This is a genomic window from Sorangium sp. So ce296 (assembly GCF_051529605.1).
GTDB classification, from domain to species: Bacteria; Myxococcota_A; Polyangia; order Polyangiales; family Polyangiaceae; genus Sorangium; species Sorangium cellulosum_D.
Genome location: NZ_CP150325.1, coordinates 43,184 through 61,842, shown reverse-complemented (window position 1 = coordinate 61,842; position 18,659 = coordinate 43,184). Strand labels below are relative to the sequence as shown.

Below are 18,659 nucleotides of genomic sequence, written 5' to 3'. Positions count from 1 at the left end.
AACGGGATCCGACCCGACCCGGGGGCGCCCCACAGGCCAACCCCGGTCGGGTCGCTGGAGCTCCGGGACGGGCGCGAACGGCTCAGGGGACGGAGCGGCCGACCGTCTCGGCCTTGGCCCACATCTGCGCGAAGCCTTCGGCGCCGTTGTAGAGCCGGTCGATGAGCTGCTCTCCGCCCGGGAGCGCCTCGACGTGCTTGAGGAAGTCCGGGAAGAGCCCGATGTGGACGACCCCCTCCTCGTTGTAATCCCACGAGCGGCTCCCCATCCGGGCCCTGGGGAACCTGGAGTAGTCGACGCACGCCTTGGCGGCCGGAGCGGCGCATCGGTACACGACCTCCATGGCCTGCGTGCAGAACATGCGCGTCGCGGCCCGGACGCCGGCGCGGCCGTATTCGTCGGGAGACGGCGCCTTGTAAGAGCAGGACGTCCTGGCGTTGCAGGCGCGGCCGACGAGGTCCGTGAGGTTGCCGCTGGTCTGGATGTCGAGGCAGCCGATGCGCGCGGAGCGCACGTCGATCTCCTCGTCCCCCGTGCACCGGAGCTGCGCGGGCGGGCGGCTCCAGGCGTCGCCCGGCACCGTCACCACCTGGTCCCGGGGCGCCTGGCACTCGGGAGAGCGCGGCATGACGACCATCCCGTTGATGTCCGAGCCGAGGGTGATCTGGAGCGGCTTGCCGCCCGACGCGATCGCCGCCACGGCGGCTGCGTTCCGCAGGAAGCTCCGGGCGTCGGAGTCGCCGAACCCGACACCCGCGAGCCCGCCGCGCGCGGCGATCTCCATGTACTGGGCGTCGGTCCGGCCGTTCTCGTTGCCGCTCGAGCCGCGGAGCCCGTTGTGCCCCGAGACGAGCGGATACGCGCCGCCGGGCGTCGAGCGGGTGAACTCGAGCACGTCGCCCACCGCCCGCTGGGACATGTGATCGATGTCGATGACCATCCCGAGCTTCATCATCTCGTTGATGGCGACGCGGCCCATGGGCAAGAGCCCCAGCCGGTTCTTGTGGCCTTCGGCCGGCTTGCAGCTCGGGAGCGGGATGTGACCGCCGGCGTCGCCGAGCTTCATCAGCTTGAACAGATCGTTCTCCGACTGGATGCGCTTCGTGATGCCCTCTCCGCGGGAGCACTCGAGGTCCCACCATTTCCCCGTCTGGAAGCGGTTGGCGCGCGCCACCTCGTCCTCGTAGGCGGCGGTGCCGCCGAAGAGGTTGTCGGTGAGGTGGACCGGGAACACGTAGCGCACGCCGAGGCCGTGCAGGCGCCTGATCTCCGCGCGGATCTGGGCCTCCGTCGGCGCCGCCTTGTTCCACACGAAGTTGCCGATGTCGTCCAGCTCGACGCCGACGATCACCGCGAGCTTGTTCTTCTCCACGATGCGCCGGAGATCGCTGGATGAACGCGCGATCTCCATCCACGTGTCGTGCTTGCCCACGAAGCGGACGAGCTCGGCGATCTGGAGATTGCCCGACTCCCTGTCGTCGATGGGCGGGTTTGCTTCGACGCCGTGGGCGAGCGTGCGGCTGTTGACGGCCAGCGCGACCATCACCCGGAGGCCACCCTCCTTCGCGCGCCGGATCCAGTCGACCCACATCTGCTGGTGCAGGATATCGTTATGCGCCGGGAAGTGCGCGAACGTCGGATAACCCAGGGGGCGCTCGACCTGGAACGAGCGGATGCCGTGGGATTTCGCCATCTCCCCGAGCACGATCTGGCGGACGTGATTCCCGCACTTGTTCTTCAAGAAATCGTGGCCTCGGTGCGTGCTGTAGCTGGTCCCCAGCGCCTCCGCGACGCTGGCGGCGCGCCGCATCGACCCGTTGCACGTGGCGCCCGACATGCCTTGGCCGCTGGGGTCGTAGATCGTCCCCGGCGCCATGAGCACGCCGACGTCGGGAGCGCCGTGGAGCACGTGCCCCCCGAAGCCGAGGTGCGCCATCGGGTGGGTGTGGAGATCGACGAACCCGCGCAGCGGTCGGCCGGGAGCGCTCAGCGCGGACTCGAAGATCGGCGAGCGCCGCGCCTGCGCGCTCGCCGGGCCGGGGGCCGCGAGCGTCAGCGCGACCGCGGCGAGCGCGCTCCAGGGTGTCGCCCATGCAGGGCCTGTCATCGGGCCGGTTCTCTTCATACCGAATCATCCTCCAGAGGGGTGCGAGCGGCGGAGCCCAGGCGAGGATCCACTTCGGCGCCAGCAAGTACCGGAGGGCCAGCGGCACGATAAGGGCAAATTTTCTTGCCGCCCTGGATACGCACCGTGCGCCGGAGCGGCGCTCGCGTTCACACCGGCGCTTCGAGCAGCTCGAGCGTGACCTTGGCGCCGCCTTGCGGCAGGTTGGCGCGCAGGACGAGCCCACCGCTCGACTCCACCATGCCGACCACGAAGCCGAGCCCCTGTCCTGACCCGCCCGGCTTCGGGCTCGGCGTGTCGTGGAACCCCGGGCCGTCGTCCTTCACCTCGACGGCCACCCGTCCGCCGCCGAGCGGGCGCGCGTCCAGCGTCACGCTGGACGCGCCGCGCTCGCCGGTCCCCTCGCACGCGTTGACGAGGAGGTTCAGGAGCACTCGCTCCAGCGCGTCGTGCCCCCCCGCGAACAGGACCGCGGTGCGCTCCGCGCGACCCGTGACGTCGATCTTCACCGCCTGGTAGCGCCGCTGGACGGCGCGGAGCGCGCCGTGCGCCGCCTCGCCGATCTCGGCGGGAGCCGTCGCCCGCAGCGCGTCGAGCTCGCGCGTCGTCCGCTCGCGGATGTGCCCCATGGCCGAGGCGACCTCCTCGATGCTGTCGCGGAGCTGCTCCAGCTTCCGCAGCATGCGCTCGGCGCTCGCGGCTTCGCCCCGCGCGATCTCGCGCCGCAGGAGATCCGTGTCGATGAGGGCGGCGGAGAGCGAGGTCTTCACGTCGTGGTGCTCGTGCAGGACGAAGCTCAGGTTCCGCTGCGCCCGCTCCGCGCGCAGCGCGGCGCTCGCCCCCGCCTCGACGACCCTGAGCGTGCGCGTCGTGACGAGGAGCGCCGCGCACACGGCGGCGAGGAGCAGGAGCAGGAACAGCGAGGGCGTCGTCCAGTACCCGTGGTGGTCGCCGTTCAGCGCGAAATCGAGCGCGATGAGCGCGAGCGCGGAGAGCGCGTTCGCCGCCGCCGCGAGGAGCACGGCCCGGCGGACGAGCCGGAATGCGCTCGCGACCACCGTGAGCAACACCGCGGCGATGTCGGGGGTCTGCAAGATCCCCGGATAGCCCTCCCACGGCCAGATCACGTTCGGCAGGAGGGCCACGAAGCACAGCAGCGCGTCGAGGCCGACCGAGACGAGGAGCAGGTGGGAGGGCGCGTCGATTCGCCGGCTCGTCCGCCACACGTACATCGAGGCGACCACCGCGCCGAGGAGCAGCGGCACCTCGACGACGGAGCGCGGGTAAAAGTCGGGCTGCGTCAGGCCGCCGAGGGCGACGAACCGCGCGAGGAGGGCCGCGCAGAAGACGCTCCGCGCGATCGAGGCGGTGCGCTCGCCCCGCAGCGCTTCGCGCGTGATGAGGGCGTCGAGCTGGACGCTGGTCAGCGCCGCCGGGGGGCTCGCCTGCTCCGCCATTTTCGCGCTATGCGCCCCCATCGACGGGATGGCACGCTAGCACACGATGTCCCGCTGGATGGTGGTCGAGGATGACGTGAGGCTCAGGCGCGCGCTGTGCGACGCCCTCGAGGCGCGCGGCGTCGAGGTCGTCGCCTGCGCGTCGGTGGCCGAGGCCCACGCCGCGCTCGCGGGCCGGGAGTTTCAAGGGATCATCGCCGACGTGATGCTCCCCGACGGCAATGCCGTCGACGTCGTGGAGCGGGCGATGGCCTACCCGGTCGCGCCGACGATCGTGGCCATCAGCGGATCGGCGAGCCCGGCGGTGTCGTTCCGCCTCGCGCAGATGGGCGTGCGCTCGTTCCTCGCCAAGCCGCTGTGCCTGGAGGCGCTGGAGCGCTCCATCGACGACGCGCTCACCCGGCCCCCGGATCTCCGCCCCCAGGTGCGCGCGGCGGTGGGCCGGGCATCGATCCAGGAGATCGAGGGGCAGGTCCGCGAGATCATGGTCGACGAGGCGCTCGCGCGCGCTGGCGGGAGCCGGCGAAAGGCGGCGCAGCTCTTGAGCATTTCCCGCCAGCTCCTCCAGCACATCCTCCGGCGTCGGTCGTAGCCGGCCGCGCTGGGCTCAGGGCTGCGAATGCGGCTCAGGGCGGCGGGATCGGAGGGGCGCATCCGCTCGTGCTGGGCGGCGCGACGGGATCCGACCCGAGGTCGATCGATCAGCGCAGCTCGCTCGCGCCGCCGATCTCGGCCTCGCCCGGCTCGGCCTCGCTCGGCCCGGCGGCGGGGTCTTGCGCCCCGTCCTCCGGCGGCGCTCCCTCGGGCGTAGCGCTCGGGTAGCGCTTGCCGGCGCGATCCGAGGCCCGGAGCACGGGCCCGCGGATGATCTCGATGTCTCGCGCCGGGGCGCGGGACACCTCGAGGTTGGAGAGCACGAGCGACACGACCTTGAACCACTGGCTGCGGGCAGCCTGGATGGTGGTCTTGGTGATGGGCGTGGTGGCCTGGGTCGCGTCGAGCTCCGTGCGGGCGCGCTCGAGCGCCTGGAGCTCCCGGCCCTTGGCGAGCCAGCGCTTCACGACGTCGAGCAGCGACGCCTTGCCGCGGGCGGGGATCGACCTCAGGAAGTCGGCGATCTCGGGCTCTTCTTCGAGGAGGCGGGCGATGCGGGTGGTGTTGCCCGCCTCGGCGAGCGGCGAGGCGTTGAGGATGGCGAGGCCGTTGGGAAAGAGCTTCTTCTGGACGGCATCGCACTGCGCGGCGCGGGCGGCGTCGGCCGGCGCCTCGGCGAGGCAGAGCTCGCGGTGCGCGTCGATACCGTACGATATGGCCCGTGCGAGGTGGTCGTGGCACCGGTCGACCTCGTTGCTCTCGTCCACGAGCGCGCGCAGCTTCGACGCCGCGCCGGCGCCGCTGCTCGGCTGGACCGCGACCACCGCCTCGTGGGCCTCCGCGACCCGCGGGTGGAGCGCCGCGATCTCGGGGATCGACAGGAACAGCTTGCGCTGCTTGGGATCGTCGACCCAGGGGGAGAGGAGCGCGACCATCTCGTCGAGATTCAGATGCTTCAACATGAGAGACACCTCCTGATGGGGTGATGCGGGCAATGCATGAGGTGGCATTGCGGGTGAGCAGGTAAGGGAAGTCCTGTGGTCACCTGCGTCAAGACGGGGGCTGCGCTGGTTTCTTGCGTTGCTCGCGCGTGCGCTGGACTCTTTCAGGCATGGTGAAGCGCCGCCGATGAGGAGCGTGGGTCGGGAGGGGAGCGTGGAGCGGTCGTCGCGTGCCGGCGTGGCCGGGGGAGGCGCCGGAGGCCGGTGCGGAACCGAAAAACGGGCCCTCGGGGGTGGCGCGGAGAGGTCGCGACGTGGCGGCGTCGCCTCGGAAGGGGGACCGGACACGTGCGGAACCGAAACATGGGGCCTCGGGAGGCGGCGCGGAGAGGTCGCGACGTGGCGGCGCGGCCTCGGAAGGGGGGCGGGTCGATGCGGAACCGGAAAATGGGGCCTCGGGAGGCGGCGCGGAGAGGTCGCGACGTGGCGGCGTTGCCTCGGGAGGGGGTGCGGGTCGGTTCGAGATCGAGACGGGCGGCCTCGGGAAGGGGGGTGGGTCGGTTCGAGATCGAGACGGCGGCCTCGGGAGGGGGTGCGGGTCGGTTCGCGATCGAAACGGGGGGCCTCGGGAGGGGGTGCGGGTCGGTTCGCGATCGAAACGGGGGGCCTCGGGAGGGGGAGGTGTTCGCCCGGGGCGGACACACGTGCAGGTTGGCTGCATGCGCGATCGGGTACTGCCGGTCTCGTTCTGCGGGATGCGGCCGTGACGTCCCTCGAGGCATATCCCGTGGAGGGAGGCGCGCGCCGTGAAGGAGTTGATCCCGCTCGACCGGATCGAGGTCCCCCGCGTCCGCCCGGACGCCAGGTACGCGGCCCGCCTGCCCGGCCACGACGCCTCGTTCCTCGGCCTGAAGCGGCTCCTCGGCGCCGCCGACGCCAGCAAGGCCGGCGACCGCAAGGCCGGCCTCTCGGCGCCCAGCGAGGCGGCGCGGGAGGCCGCCCGGGAGCTGCTCGGCGAGCTGACCCTGGAGCACCTCCACGATCACCCGCTCGCCGACGAGCGGGGCGAGGTCGACGCGGTGATGCGGGTCAATTACGACATCGACCGCGGCGCCTTCGCGCGGATCGCCTCGCTGCGCCTCGGCGAGCTCAAGGACGCGCTGCTCCGCGCCCCGGGCCCGGAGGCGGCGCGCCTCGGCCGCGCGCTGACCGGGGTCATGGCCGCGGCGCTGGCCAAGCTCTGCGACGTGCACGAGCTCATCTACATCGCCCGCAAGATCAGCCGCCCCACCCGCGCGCGCACGCTCCTCGGCGCGCCCGGCACGCTCGCCTCGCGCCTCCAACCGAACCACCCCACCGACGATCCGCGCGGCATCGCCCTGCTGACCTACTGGGGCCTGTCCGTCGGCGCCGGCGACGCGCTGCTCGGCCTCAACCCCGCGGCCGGCACGGTGGAGGCCACCGCCGCGATCCTCCGCCACCTCGACCGCATCCGCCGCGCGACCGGCGTCCCCACGCAGATCTGCTGCCTGTCGCACCTCAAGGTGCAGCTCGCCGCGCTCGACCAGGGCGCGCCCGTGGAGATCCTCTTCCAGAGCCTCGCCGGCACCGAGGCCTGCTGCGTCACCGAGTTCGACATCACCGTCGACCTCATCGACGCGGGCTATCGCCGCATGGCCGCGCGCGGCCCGCTCGCTGGCCAGGCCGAGCAGTTCATGTATTTCGAGACCGGCCAGGGCAGCGAGCTGACCTACGGCAAGCACAGCGGCATCGACATGGCCACGGCCGAGGCGCTCTGTTACGGCCTCGCCCGCCGCTGGGACCCGTTCATGGTGAACAACGTCACCGGGTTCATCGGCCCGGAGACGCACCTCGACGATCGCGAGATGATCCTCGCGAACCTCCAGGACCATTTCATGGGCAAGCTGCTCGGCGTGCCCATGGGCATGGCGCCTTGTTACACCCTCCACGCCCACGTCACGCTCGAGGGCCAGCAGATGGCGACCCAGCTCCTCGCGGCCGCGGGCGCCAGCTTCTACATGGATGTCTGTCTCAACACCGATCGCATGCTCGCCTATTTCGATACGAGCGGGCATGACGTGCAGACCTTGCGCGAGCTCCACGGCCGCGCGCCCGGCGGCGAGTTCCTGGCGTGGGCGCTCGACCGAGGAATTTTGGCGCGCGCGGCGGAGGGACAGGGGGATGGACAAGGGAATGAGCAAGGGGAGGGGCAGGCGCCGGCGGGCGCGATCACCCGCGGGCCGCGCTTCGGCGACGTGCGGCAGTTCTGCCCGGACGAGGCCGAGCTCGCCGCGCTCGTCGCGGCCACGCCCGCGGCCCACGGCTTCGCCACGGCCGGCCCGCGCCCGGCGAGCGCGGTGAGCCGGCGGGCGCGCCTCGATCAGGCCATCGCGCGGGCGGCGCTCGAGAGCGAGCTGCGCGAGGACGAGCTGGCGCGCGTCGCCGCGTTCCGGGTCCTCACCACGATGGCCCGTAGCAAGGACGAGCACCTAGGCTCCGCCGACGCGGGCGCGCGCCTCTCCCCGGAGAGCGCCGCCCGGCTCGAGCCGGAGGGCGCCCAGGTGCAGATCGTGGTGTCGGACGGCCTGAGCGCCGAGGCCGTCCACCACAACCTCCCCGACCTGCTCCCGGTCCTCCTGGACGGGCTCGGGGCGCGCGGCGTGACCGTCGGCCAGCCGCTGCTCGCGCGCTACGGCCGGGTGAAGCTCGCCGAGGCCGTCGCCGCGGGGCTCGGGGCCCGGCTGGTGATCATGCTGCTCGGCGAGCGCCCGGGGAGCGGGGAGCTCGCCTCGCGCAGCCTCTCGGCCTATCTCGCCTACCGCCTCGCGCCCGGCGTGGACCGGGAGGCCGCCGCCGCCTTCAGCGGCAACCCGGCGATCGGCTTCGAGTACACGGTGATCGCGAACATCCACGCGGGCGGGCTGCCCCCCGCGGAGGCGGGCGTCGCGATCGTCGAGAGGGTCGCGCAGGTGCTCGCGCGCCGCGCGGCCGGCAACCGGCTGGAGGCGCTGCTCGCCCGCGACGCCGCCTGAGCGCCGCCGGCCGCCGGCGGAGCGCGCGGAGGTCGTCCCGGAGCGGTACGCCTTGGCTTTGCATGGATGGAGATCGGTTTACCAAGACTGCTTGTTGCCGAAGAGGGCGCGGGACCGCATCGTACGGGCATGAGGGCGCTCGGTCTCGCGGGCACGACAGCGCCGAGCACGAGAGCCTCGATGGGATCGGAGGCCACATTGATTCCCTTTGCGTCGAAGAACGGCTTATGGACCGCCACCGCGAGCGCGCTGGCCTTTGGATGCCTGGCTGCTTGCAGCGGAGACGACGGCGGCCCCGCGCCGGACACCGCGCCGCCGCTCGCGGTCCGCTGCGCGCAGCTCGCGAACATGCAGATTCCGAGCGACTCCATCGGGTTGCCCACGACCGGCGCCGTCGTCACGTCGACCCAGATGAACGCGGCGCAGGGCGCGGTCGGCGAGCATTGTCTCGTGTCCGGGGACATCATGCCTGTCGATCCGACGGCGCCCAACATCAAGTTTCAGGTCGCGCTCCCCGCCGGCTGGAACTCGAAGGCGGTCATGCTGGGCGGGGGCGGGTTCTGCGGGATCATCCCGGACGTCGCTGGCAACCCGCTGAACACCACGCCCGACGCGGTGACGCCGCTCGGGCGTGGCTATGCGGTGTTTGCCAGCGACGCTGGTCATCAATCGAATCCCCTCGACGGATCCTTCGCCCTGAACCAGGAGGCGTACGCGAACTGGGTGTCCGACGCCTTGAAGAAGACGCGCGACGCGGCCATCGCCGTGGTCGAGGCGACCTACGGCGAGGCCCCGACCAAGGCGTACTTCCTGGGCAGCTCGACGGGGGGACGGCAAGCCCTGGCGGTCGCGGGTCGCTGGCCAGAAGATTGGGATGGATGCGTCGCGCTCTACCCCGCCCGGAACGTGACGACCGCGATGGTCGGCGCCCTCGCCATGATCCAGGCGTTCGCGGCGCCCGGCGCCTACCTCGACCCCGAGGAGCGCGGCGTGCTCTACCGCGCCGCCGTGGCCGCCTGCGACGCGCTCGACGGCGCGAGCGACGGGGTGATCAGCGACGTCCAGGGGTGCAACGCGACGTTCGACCCGTCGACCGCGTCGCTGGACGGCGTGCCTGTCCGGTGCCCGGACGGCGTCGACACCGGGGACACGTGCCTGTCGGACGCCCAGCTCACGGCGCTCGGCAAGGCGAACGGAGAGGTGCCCTTCGATATCCCGCTCGCGAGCGGCGAGGCGAGCTTCCCCGGGTTCAACGCGTTCATCTCGGATCTGGGCATGGCGAGCAGCTCGCCGCTCCAGCCGCACGTCGCCGCGATCGGGCTGGGGAGCGCGCCGCCGGGGTTCCCGGTCACCGAGAGCATGTCGTACGGCGCCCATTTCGCGGACGGCTTCATCCGCTATGCCGTCGCCAGGGACGCCGCGTTCGACTACCTGACGTTCGATGTGTCGAACGCCGGCGCCTTCGCATCACGGGTGACCGAGCTCTCGGCGCTGGACGTCGCGTACGCCGATCTGACCGCCTTCGCCGCGAAGGGCGGGAAGCTCTTGATGCTGCAAGGCACGGAGGACCTGCTCGTCAGCCCGCGCGCCGTGGAGGCCTATTACTCGCGCTTGCGGGCGGACATGGGGGCGGACGAGGTCGACTCTTTCCTTCGATATTACGAGGTTCCCGGGTTTGGTCACTCCGTGAGCGCGGCCTTCACCGCGGGGTGGGATTACTTGACCGCGCTCGAGCGCTGGGTCGAAGCGGGGGCGGATCCGGCGACGGACCAGATCGTCGTCGACACGACGGGCGTCCCGGGCCGAACCAGGCCCCTTTGTGTCTATCCGACATGGCCCCAGTACAAAGGCTCGGGCGATATGGATAGCGCCGCGTCCTTCGCGTGCACGGCGAACTAGCCTCGAGCCACCGCGCCCGCGCTCGATGCCGCGGGCAGCGCTTGGTCCTTCTAGCCGGGTGAGGGCGATCCCGGCGGCGGCGCGTCCCACGCGACGTTCAGCGCGGCCGGGCCGCGGTGCACGAGGTTGGGCATGTACGAGAGCCGCGCGTCGCCGGCGAGGCGCGCGCCCCGCAGGCGTCGCGTCAGCTCCTCGAGCGCGATAGCGCCTTCCAGGCGCGCGAGCTGCGCGCCGACGCAGAAGTGCGGGCCGCGCCCGAACGCGAGGCTCGGCCCGGCCGCGCGCTCGAGCTCGAACCGCTCGGGGTCCTTCACGCCCGGCAGGTCCCGGTTGGCGGACCCGAACAGCACGAACACCCGCGCGCCGCGCGGCACGGCCACCCCGCGGATCCGGCAATCCTCGGTCACGGTGCGCGTCATCCCCTGCACGGGCGCATCGAAGCGCATGCCCTCCTCGAGCACGCCGGGGATCAGCGCCGGCCGGTCGCGCAGCGTCTGCCAGGCGCCGGGCGCGCGCAGGATCGACACGAGCGTGTTGCCGATCATGTTCGTCGTGGTCACGTGCGCCGCGAAGATCAGCACGCACAGCGTGCCCACCAGCTCCTGCGTGTCGAGCGGGCCCTCGCCCTCCGCGCGCGCCTCGATGAGCTCGGTCACCAGATCGGGGCGAGGGCTCGCCCGGTGATCCTCGACGAGCGCGCGCAGGAAATCGCGGTAGGCGACGATGCTGCGCGCCAGCTCCGCGCGCCGCTCGTCGGGCAGGAAGGCCATGAGGAACATGGTCTCGTCGTCGCACCACCGCTTGACCTGATCCATCTCCGAGAGCGGGATCCCGAAGAGCTGGCTGGTCACGCGGATCGGCAGCGGCGTGGCGAAGCGCGCCATCAGGTCCGCCTGCCCGTCCTTCTCGAACCCGCCCACGAGCTCGCTGGTGATCGCGCGGACGAACGGCTCCATCCTCGCCGCGAGGCGCGGCCCCGCGAGCGCCTTGCTCACGAGGCTGCGCACCCGCGTGTGGACCGGCGGATCGTTCGACAGGAGCGGATACACGCCGCTCCCGTCCTTGCCCAGGATCGCCAGCAGCTCGGGCGAGGGCTCCTGGAGCGGCGCGAGGACCTGCGCCGAGCTGAAGCGCACCGGATCCTTGACCACGGCCGCGACGTCCTCGTGGCGCGAGACGAACCACATCCCGAAGGTCGGGTTGAACACGACGGGCGCCTCGCGCCGGAGCTCCTCGAAGAGGGGATAAGGGTCCTCCAGGTGCGGGGAAACGAGGTGGTTGAAGGCGCGCGTGGTCTCGATCGACATGCTCGCGAGGCTCCGGGCAGAGGCGGCGGGGAGGCCGCCCTCAGGCCGTTCGATCGAATATCACCTTCCGAGGGCGGGTCGATCCGGGATCGAGATCGATGGACTGGGAGCCGGGATCAGGAGCGGCTGGGACCTTTGGCGCTGGCCTCGTCGCTCTCAGGAGCGGCCGGCTGCGGGGGCCCGAGCTCGTCGCCGGCGTTGTCCCCGATGCCAGCGTCCGAGAAGATGGGCACGAGGCGAGCCTCGACCTCACCGAGGAACGCCGCGAGGCCGTTGCCGTTGCCTCGCTGGCGTAGATGGCCGAGCGCCGGCTCCGTCCAGCACCGCGCCTCACGCTCGCCTTCGCCGCCGGTGAGGCGATCCAGAACGCGCTTCGGGCTCTTCTTCGCCGCTTTGCTCGATGCGTCGAGCTCGTGCGAACGGGCGGTAGGGTCGAACCCGAGCTCCTTCCGGAGCGCGGCGAGCGATGTCTCCTCTCGCTTGCTCTCTGGGACGAAGCCGGCGAGCACCCAGCACTCCCGCATCGGGTGGGCGACGCCAAGGAGCACCTCGAAGGGCCAGGCAAAGTCCTGTCGAGCCTGCTCCAAGCCTTGCCGGCGCTCGGCTTCCTTTCCGTCGCTGTCGCGCACCAGGACGACGGCCTCGGGCTGCGGATCCCGCGCGACGAAGCAACGGAGCGCGAGCACGGCTGTACGGGCGTCCTCGAGCGCCGGCTTTCCGCCGAAGTGGCCGTGCCTTCGAGGTACCGGGTATTGATGGACCGCGCTCCACATCACGAACGGCGTGTTGGCATCGAGCCCACAGAAGGATCGAGCTCGCCCGAGCTTGCCTTTCAGGACGGGGACCGCTCCCTCGACGACCCGGTCGACGAGACCAGGCACCGTCCGGGCGTCATCCGATCCTTCGACGACCATCCCGAGGAGATGAGAGGCCACGCTCACCCGTGCTCCTGAGCGGCGCTCGCCTGCTGCGCGACCCAGTCCTCGCCGACGAAGCTCCAGAGCTCGCCGGAGCGCGTCGTGCTCTTCCATCGATCGAAATCGGGGTGGTCCGCGAGCCGGGCGCAGGCGGTGGAGCCATCGGGCAGGAGCGCGGTGAGGAGCACGTCCTGCGCATCGAAGTGATCCAGCAGGTACGGCGAGTGGCTGGTGGCGATCACCTGGAGCTCGGGCGTCATCTCCAAGATCTTACGAATCTGCGTGACCAGCTCTTCCTGCGCGCGCGGGTGCAGCGCCTTGTCGATATCGTCGAGGAGCAGCAGCCGGGGCCTGGGCTCCATCCACAGCGCGGTCAGCAGACCGATGACGAGCAGGGTGCCCTCGCTCGCGAGCGGCGCCGGGACGTCCGGCGCGCCCTTGAAATCGAGCACGAGCTGCTGGCCCCAGTAGAATCGGTCGACGGAGCGCTGGATCGCTTCCTCACCGTCGATGGTGATCTCCTGACGCTCCTGTCTCTGTACCTTGGCGCGACGCGTGCGGATCCTCTCGAGCGTCGGGATGACCTGGCGCGCGGCCTCCTGGATCGACTGGAACACCTCGGGGGTGCGCGCTGCGGCGTCTGCCAGCACCGAAGCCAGGCCGCTACCGTCCGTATCGAGGCGAGGCAGCTCCTCATCGCTGTACGACGCCGCCGCGAGCGCCTCGATATCCAGCCGGAGCTTGCGCGCGGAGCCAAGCTCTTTCGCGAGCTCCGCCATCTCGGGGAGACCATGGGTCCGCAACACGTCTTTTTTGCCACCTGGTCGTGGCGTCGGCTGCGGATCGCTGGACTTGACGAGCTGCCATCCCTCTTCCGCCTCGGAGGTCTCCTCCACGGCATCGCCCCACCGACGAACGACTGTCCCGCGCCAGCTGGCGTTGCCGTTCAAGTCGTCCCTGCCCTCGACGATGATTCGGACCTCCGCGGTCACGTCATGGAAGCTTCCCGTTGCTACGAGCTGTATGGGCCCCGAGCTGCCGCGGCTCTTCAGGTTGGAAGGCGCAAAGACACCGCGCATCAATCCAGCCAGCGGCCACCGCGTCGCCTGCGCAAGGTAGTGCAGGCCGTCGAGGATGCTCGTCTTCCCGGAGCCGTTCGGCCCGACGATCACCATGAAGCGCCCAAGGCCAGCGTCGACCCTGCGCAGCGATTTGAAGTTGGTGAAAGAGACCTGCTGGATCATGGTCGTCGCCGCCCGCCGCCCGCCCGCGCCCACGCGCGTCGGCCGTCGAGCTTTATAGCCCGACGCCGGCACGGCGGACGAGCAAGCGGCCTCCGTCCGGCCATCGATCTCGCCGTCCGCCCCCCGCTCAGCCCCCGCCGCCCACCGGCAACCGCAGCGCGACCTCGAGCCCGCCGCCCTCGGCGTTCCTCGCCTCCACCTCGCCGCCGTGCAGCAGCACCGCCCGCTGCGTGATCGCCAGCCCGATCCCCGTGCCGCCCGCGCCGCGCGCCCGGTGATCGTCGACCCGGTAGAACGGCTTGAAGATGTCCCCGAGCGCCACCTCGGGCACGCCCGGCCCACGATCGCGGACGCGCACCTCGGCGACCCCGCTCGAACACGCGAGGTCGATGCGGACCGTGGTGCCCGCCTCGGTGAAGCGCACCGCGTTGCGCACCACGTTCTCGATCGCCCGCCGGAGCAGCTCCTCGTTCCCGTCCAGGGAGCACGCGTCGCGCGCCCCGAGCTCGACCGAGCACCCCTGCTGCTCCGCCTCGAACGCGGCGTCCTCGACAAGCTGCTCCACCAGCGCCGTCAGGTCGACCCGCTCGGTCCGCTCCATGCCCCGGGCCGACTCCAGCCGGCTCAGCGTGAGCAGCTCGCCGATCATGCCGTTGAGCCGCTCCGTCTCCCGCTCGATCCGGTCGAACGCCGGCGCCACGTCCGGCGGCGACCGGCGGCGGACGAGCTCGAGCGAGATGTTGAGCCGCGCGAGCGGCGACCGGAGCTCGTGCGAGACGTCGCGGAGCAGCCGGCGCTGCGTCTCCAAGAGCTCCTCGATGCGCTCCGCCATCCGGTCCATGTCGCGCCCGAGCGCCAGCGTCTCGCCGTCCGCGCCCGCGAGCTGCTGCGCGACGCCGACCGAGAGATCGCCCGCCGCCATCCGCTGCGTGGCGCCGCGCAGGATGTGGATCGGACGGGACAGGTAGCGCGCGAGGACCACCGCGACGAGCCCGGTCACGACCACGATCGCGAGCAGCCGGAGCGGCAGCGTCTCCGGCACGATGAAGAACATCCACGGCGACCGGACCGGACCGGTCGCGACCGCCACGAAGGACGGGTCGCGGCGCAGGACGACCGCGACGAGCTCCCGCTCGCCCACCTCGACGGCGATGCCGTCCGCCGAGCGCCGCGCCCGCTCCTCGACGAGCGGCGCGCCCTCGATGGGCTCGCCGCTCACGAGCGCGCCGGACCGGTAGACCGCGACGCGCTGATCCCGCGGCTCGATCGGCACGAGGCGCTGCTCGCAGCCGGAGAGCCCGTCCCGCGCGCAGAAGAGCGCGCTCTCCGCCCGGAGCTCGACGCTGCGCGTGCTCAGGCGGCGGCGCAGCGAGCTCGACTCGGCGGAGAACGCCCAGCCGTGGATCACCGCGAACAGCCCGACGAGGAGCGCCATCGCGATCCACAGCGAGACCAGGAGGCGCAGGAAGAGGCTCTTCACGCGCGCCCCCCGAGGCCGCGGCGCCTCGCGAGCGCCCTCCGCGGCAGGCGCCTCACGGGCGCTCCCGGGCCAGGATGTAGCCGGCGTTGCGGACCGTCTTGATGCGCTCGCCCCCGCTCGGCCCGGGGCCGAGCTTGCGGCGGAGGTTCGAGACGTGCATGTCGATGCCGCGGTCGTACGCCGCGAGGCGGCGGCCCAGCACGCGCCGCGCGAGATCCTCGCGCGAGACCACCGTGCCCGCCTGCCGCACCAGGACCTCGAGCAGGTCGTACTCGGCCGTCGTGAGCCGGACCTCCTCGCCGCGGACCCGGACCCGCCGCGCCGCGGGGAACACCTCGATATCGTCGACCGTGAGGACGCTCTGCGCCTCGGCGGCGCCCGGCCCCGCCGCGGCCGCGCCCGCGTGGGCGGCGCGCCGGTGGAGCGCGCGCACCCGGGCGACGAGCTCGCGCGGGTTGAACGGCTTCGGCAGGTAGTCGTCGGCGCCCATCTCCAGGCCGACGATGCGGTCGACGTCCTCGCCCCGCGCCGTCAGCATCAGGACCGGCACCCGGGAGCTCTGCCGGAGCCGCGTGAGCACCTCGAAGCCGTTGAGGCCAGGCAGCATCACGTCGAGCACCACGAGGGTGAACGGCTTCTCCTGCGCGCGCGCGAGGCCGGAGATCGCGTCGCGCGCGCTCTCCACCGCGTAACCCTCCTGACCGAGCAGCTCGGCCAGGAGCTCGCAGAGCTCGGCGTCGTCGTCGATGACCAGGATCTGAGGCGGATCGGCCATGTCGGCGACTGTAGCGCGGCCGTCACGGCGCTGTGTAAGGCCTGGTCAAAAGGCTCTTGACGAATCTTTACACGAACTGGACACCTCTTGAGACACTGCCTCCTAGCCTGGGCCGCATGACGCTCACTCGCTCCGTTCCCTTGCCGTGGCTGGCGTCCCTCGCCGTCATCGCCACGTGCACGCTGGGGAGCGCGGCGCGCGCCGAGACGCTCACCGCCGAGCAGGCGGTCGGCCGCGCTGCCTCCCAGAACCCGGCCCTGCGCGCGGCCCTGCTCGAGGCCACCGCCGCGCGGCAGGCCGTCGCCGCCGAGCAAGGCGCCCGCAAGCCCACGCTGTCCGCCTCGGTGACCGGTCAATACGCAGAGGATCTCGGGAACGGGGGCCGCGGGATCTCGGGCACCACGACCGTCGCGTCGGACGTGGCCCTCCGGTACACGACCGACGTCGGGACCAGCCTCGAGGTGGGCGCGTCGGCGAACAAGTCGTGGGGCGGCGCGGCCCGCAGCCTGGAGGGGAGCGGCGTCCTCCGGCCGACGACCACCGCGGAGGCGTACGTCTCCGCGCGGCAGCCGCTGCTCCGGGGCGCCGGGACCGACGCCGTGCTCGCGCCGATCGCGCAGGCGGAGGCGTCGGCGATCGCCGCGGCGCAGGAGCGCGACCTCGCGGCGAGCCAGACCGCGCTCGACGTGCTCGAGGCATACTGGGAGCTCTGGTACGCGGAGCAGGCGATCGGCGTGCAGGAGCAGGCGCTCGCGGCCGCGCAGCGGCAGCTGAACGACGCCAAGGCCCGCGCCGAGACGCTCGGCACCGGCACGCGGGTGGACGTCCTGCAGTTCTCGACCTCGGCCGGGTCGATCGCGGACGCGCTGTCGCAGGCGCGCGCGACGCGCTCGGCGCGCGCCATCGCGCTCGGCCGCGCGCTCGGCATGGCCCCGCGGGAGGCCTCGTCGCTCTCGCCGACCGGCGCGCCGCCCTCGCTCGGGCCGCTCCCCCCGATCGACGCGCTGACGCGCGCGGCGGCCGAGCGATCCCAGGAGCTCGCCGCCCTGCGCGCCGATCTCGAGGCGCAGCGCGCGCGGGTGAGCGCCGCGGAGGACGCCGACCAGGTCCGCCTCGACGTGTTCACGACCGCCTCGGTGAGGACCCCGTGGGCGGACGACGGCACGTCGGGGGTCTCGCTCCTGGGCGGGCGGCCAGCGTTCACCGTGCTCGGCGGGCTCGACCTCGAGCTGCCGTTCGGCGGGGGCCGGGCGTCGGCCGACGCGGCGCGCGCGCGCACGCAGCTCGCGGCCGCGGAGGCGCGCTACCAGGCGCGCGCCGCGGCGATCGCGGCCGAGCTCACCTCGCTGCGCGTGACCCTCGAGGCGTCGGACGAGCAGGTGGCGCTCGCCACGGAGACCGCCCGCCTGGCCGGCGAGCTCGCCGAGGCGGAGCGGCAGCGGCTGCTGCTCGGGACGTCGACGTCGGCGGACGTGGTGAAGGCGGAGCAGACGCTGCGCGAGGCGGAGCTCCGCAAGCTGCGGGCCCTGGTCACGGCGCTCACCTCGCGCTTCCAGCTGGAGCACGCCGCGGGCGCGCTCCTCGATCGCTTCGCTTCGGTGCTCCCCAGGAGGTCGTCATGAACAGGAACAAGAAACGCTACCTGATGTCCGGCGTGGCCGCGGCGGCCATCGCGACGTTCGCGATCGGCGGGTACGCCTGGTATCAGACGCCCTCGAAGGCGCCCGCCGGGCCCACGGTCGAGATCCGCCGCGGGAGCCTGACCGAGACCGCCGCGGCGTCCGGGAAGATCGAGCCCGACGTGCAGGTCGAGGTGAAGTCGCGCGCCGCGGGCCAGGTCATCGAGGTGCTCGTGAAGGAGGGCGACCAGGTCGAGGCCGGGCAGCTCCTGGTCAAGCTGGATCCGAAAGACGCGGAGCGCGATCTCGCCGCGGCGCGCGTGGCGCGCGACCGGGTGAAGGCCGACCTCGCCGCGGCGCAGGCGTCGCTCGCTGTCGCCGACCTCGAGCGCAAGAACAACGAGGTGAGCCAGGGGATCGCCGAGAAGAGCGCCGAGCTCGGCCTCGGGTCGACCGACGCCGCCCGATCGGCGGCGCACTCGACGAAGGTGGCGAGCGCCAACATGACGCTGCGGCGCGCGCAGGTGACAGCGGCCCAGGCGCAGCTCAAGACGGCCGAGCTCGCGGTGCAGGACGCCGAGACGCGCCTGAAGGAGATGCAGATCTACGCGCCGATCGCCGGCACGGTGCTCGACGTGGCGGTGGAGAAGGGGACGCTGGTCTCGTCGGCGCTCACCAACGTGAGCGGCGGCAGCGCCGTGATGACGCTCGCCGATCTGTCGAACCTGCGCATCGTCGGCGCCATCGACGAGGCGCAGATCGGCCGCGTGGCCCCCGGCCAGCGGGTCGACATCCGCGTCGACGCCTACGGCGACCGGGTGTTCCAGGGCGTGGTCGACCGGGTGAGCCCGCTCGGCAAGGAGGTGTCGAGCGTCGTGACCTTCGACGTCGAGATCGTCGTCAACGACAAGGAGGCGTCGCTGCTCCGGTCGGGGATGAGCGCGGACGTGGAGATCGTGACGGCGGAGCAGAAGGACGTGCTGCTCGTGCCGCTCCTGGCGGTACAGTCGTCGGGCAAGCGGCGGTTCGTGCGGCTCGCGAACGGCGAGGAGCGGCCGATCAAGACCGGGGCGACCGACGGGACGAGCATGGTGGTGGTCGAGGGGCTGAGCGAGGGCGACGACGTCCTCGCGAGCGCGCCGGTCGTGAGCGCGCCGGGCCCGCAGCAGGGGGGGCAGGGGCAGCGGGGCGGGCAGAACCCGATGCGCGGGATGGGCATGGGCATGGGCGCCCGGGGGGGCCGCTGAG

13 protein-coding genes are annotated in these 18,659 nt (G+C 72.2%); 5 read left to right on the top strand and 8 right to left on the bottom strand.

The window, feature by feature from the left end:
- Positions 1-82: 82 nt before the first annotated feature.
- The gene (locus tag WME98_RS00245; RefSeq protein WP_437949367.1) at positions 83-2,125 is read right to left on the bottom strand and encodes a membrane dipeptidase; all 2,043 of its coding nucleotides are present in this window, start codon (positions 2,123-2,125) and stop codon (positions 83-85) included.
- A 149-nt stretch (positions 2,126-2,274) separates the two neighbouring features.
- Positions 2,275-3,582 carry a sensor histidine kinase gene (locus WME98_RS00240; protein WP_437949366.1) on the bottom strand — a complete coding sequence of 436 codons (1,308 nt, stop codon included), beginning with the start codon at positions 3,580-3,582 and terminating at the stop codon, positions 2,275-2,277.
- 58 nt (positions 3,583-3,640) lie between these two features.
- Here WME98_RS00240 and WME98_RS00235 point away from each other — a divergent pair, with 58 nt between their 5' ends.
- Positions 3,641-4,174 carry a response regulator gene (locus WME98_RS00235; RefSeq protein ID WP_061625635.1) on the top strand — a complete coding sequence of 178 codons (534 nt, stop codon included), beginning with the start codon at positions 3,641-3,643 and terminating at the stop codon, positions 4,172-4,174.
- Positions 4,175-4,283: 109 nt separating this feature from the next.
- On the opposite strand, the gene WME98_RS00230 is transcribed toward WME98_RS00235, so the two are convergent.
- On the bottom strand, positions 4,284-5,138 hold the full coding sequence (locus WME98_RS00230; protein WP_437949365.1) for a hypothetical protein: 855 nt from the start codon (positions 5,136-5,138) through the stop codon (positions 4,284-4,286).
- 785 nt (positions 5,139-5,923) lie between these two features.
- On the opposite strand from WME98_RS00230, the gene eutB reads away from it, so the two are divergent.
- Both eutB and WME98_RS00220 read left to right on the top strand, forming a co-directional pair.
- Positions 5,924-8,170, top strand: coding sequence for an ethanolamine ammonia-lyase subunit EutB (gene eutB / locus WME98_RS00225; RefSeq protein ID WP_437949364.1), 2,247 nt, complete (start codon positions 5,924-5,926; stop codon positions 8,168-8,170).
- A 180-nt stretch (positions 8,171-8,350) separates the two neighbouring features.
- Positions 8,351-10,069 carry a tannase/feruloyl esterase family alpha/beta hydrolase gene (locus WME98_RS00220; protein WP_437949363.1) on the top strand — a complete coding sequence of 573 codons (1,719 nt, stop codon included), beginning with the start codon at positions 8,351-8,353 and terminating at the stop codon, positions 10,067-10,069.
- A gap of 50 nt (positions 10,070-10,119) precedes the next feature.
- Here the strand turns inward: WME98_RS00220 and WME98_RS00215 are convergent, their stop codons facing one another.
- From WME98_RS00215 to WME98_RS00195, 5 genes are all read right to left on the bottom strand, one after another.
- Complete coding sequence (locus WME98_RS00215; RefSeq protein ID WP_437949362.1) at positions 10,120-11,376, bottom strand: cytochrome P450; 1,257 nt, start codon at positions 11,374-11,376, stop codon at positions 10,120-10,122.
- 116 nt (positions 11,377-11,492) lie between these two features.
- A complete protein-coding gene (locus tag WME98_RS00210; RefSeq protein ID WP_437949361.1) occupies positions 11,493-12,311 on the bottom strand; it encodes a hypothetical protein in 819 nt (272 codons plus the stop codon).
- A 2-nt stretch (positions 12,312-12,313) separates the two neighbouring features.
- The gene (locus WME98_RS00205) at positions 12,314-13,537 is read right to left on the bottom strand and encodes an AAA family ATPase (RefSeq protein WP_437949360.1); all 1,224 of its coding nucleotides are present in this window, start codon (positions 13,535-13,537) and stop codon (positions 12,314-12,316) included.
- 127 nt (positions 13,538-13,664) lie between these two features.
- On the bottom strand, positions 13,665-15,017 hold the full coding sequence (locus WME98_RS00200) for a sensor histidine kinase (RefSeq protein ID WP_437949359.1): 1,353 nt from the start codon (positions 15,015-15,017) through the stop codon (positions 13,665-13,667).
- A gap of 52 nt (positions 15,018-15,069) precedes the next feature.
- Positions 15,070-15,792, bottom strand: coding sequence for a response regulator transcription factor (locus WME98_RS00195; RefSeq protein WP_437949358.1), 723 nt, complete (start codon positions 15,790-15,792; stop codon positions 15,070-15,072).
- 116 nt (positions 15,793-15,908) lie between these two features.
- Between WME98_RS00195 and WME98_RS00190 the strand changes: the two genes are divergently transcribed.
- Together WME98_RS00190 and WME98_RS00185 are read left to right on the top strand one after the other, a co-directional pair.
- Positions 15,909-17,414: a TolC family protein gene (locus WME98_RS00190; RefSeq protein ID WP_437949357.1), complete on the top strand. Its 1,506-nt coding sequence runs from the start codon at positions 15,909-15,911 to the stop codon at positions 17,412-17,414.
- On the top strand, positions 17,411-18,658 hold the full coding sequence (locus WME98_RS00185) for an efflux RND transporter periplasmic adaptor subunit (RefSeq protein ID WP_437949356.1): 1,248 nt from the start codon (positions 17,411-17,413) through the stop codon (positions 18,656-18,658). Before WME98_RS00190 ends, WME98_RS00185 begins: the two co-directional genes overlap by 4 nt.
- The last annotated feature ends 1 nt before the right edge of the window (position 18,659 follow it).

Coding starts and splice junctions, on each gene's coding strand:
- WME98_RS00245 (WP_437949367.1), bottom strand. CDS start 2,125: ATGAAGAGAACCGGCCCGATGACAGGCCCTGCATGGGCGACACCCTGG.
- WME98_RS00240 (WP_437949366.1), bottom strand. CDS start 3,582: ATGGCGGAGCAGGCGAGCCCCCCGGCGGCGCTGACCAGCGTCCAGCTC.
- WME98_RS00235 (WP_061625635.1), top strand. CDS start 3,641: ATGGTGGTCGAGGATGACGTGAGGCTCAGGCGCGCGCTGTGCGACGCC.
- WME98_RS00230 (WP_437949365.1), bottom strand. CDS start 5,138: ATGTTGAAGCATCTGAATCTCGACGAGATGGTCGCGCTCCTCTCCCCC.
- WME98_RS00220 (WP_437949363.1), top strand. CDS start 8,351: ATGGGATCGGAGGCCACATTGATTCCCTTTGCGTCGAAGAACGGCTTA.
- WME98_RS00215 (WP_437949362.1), bottom strand. CDS start 11,376: ATGTCGATCGAGACCACGCGCGCCTTCAACCACCTCGTTTCCCCGCAC.
- WME98_RS00205 (WP_437949360.1), bottom strand. CDS start 13,537: ATGATCCAGCAGGTCTCTTTCACCAACTTCAAATCGCTGCGCAGGGTC.
- WME98_RS00195 (WP_437949358.1), bottom strand. CDS start 15,792: ATGGCCGATCCGCCTCAGATCCTGGTCATCGACGACGACGCCGAGCTC.
- WME98_RS00190 (WP_437949357.1), top strand. CDS start 15,909: ATGACGCTCACTCGCTCCGTTCCCTTGCCGTGGCTGGCGTCCCTCGCC.
- WME98_RS00185 (WP_437949356.1), top strand. CDS start 17,411: ATGAACAGGAACAAGAAACGCTACCTGATGTCCGGCGTGGCCGCGGCG.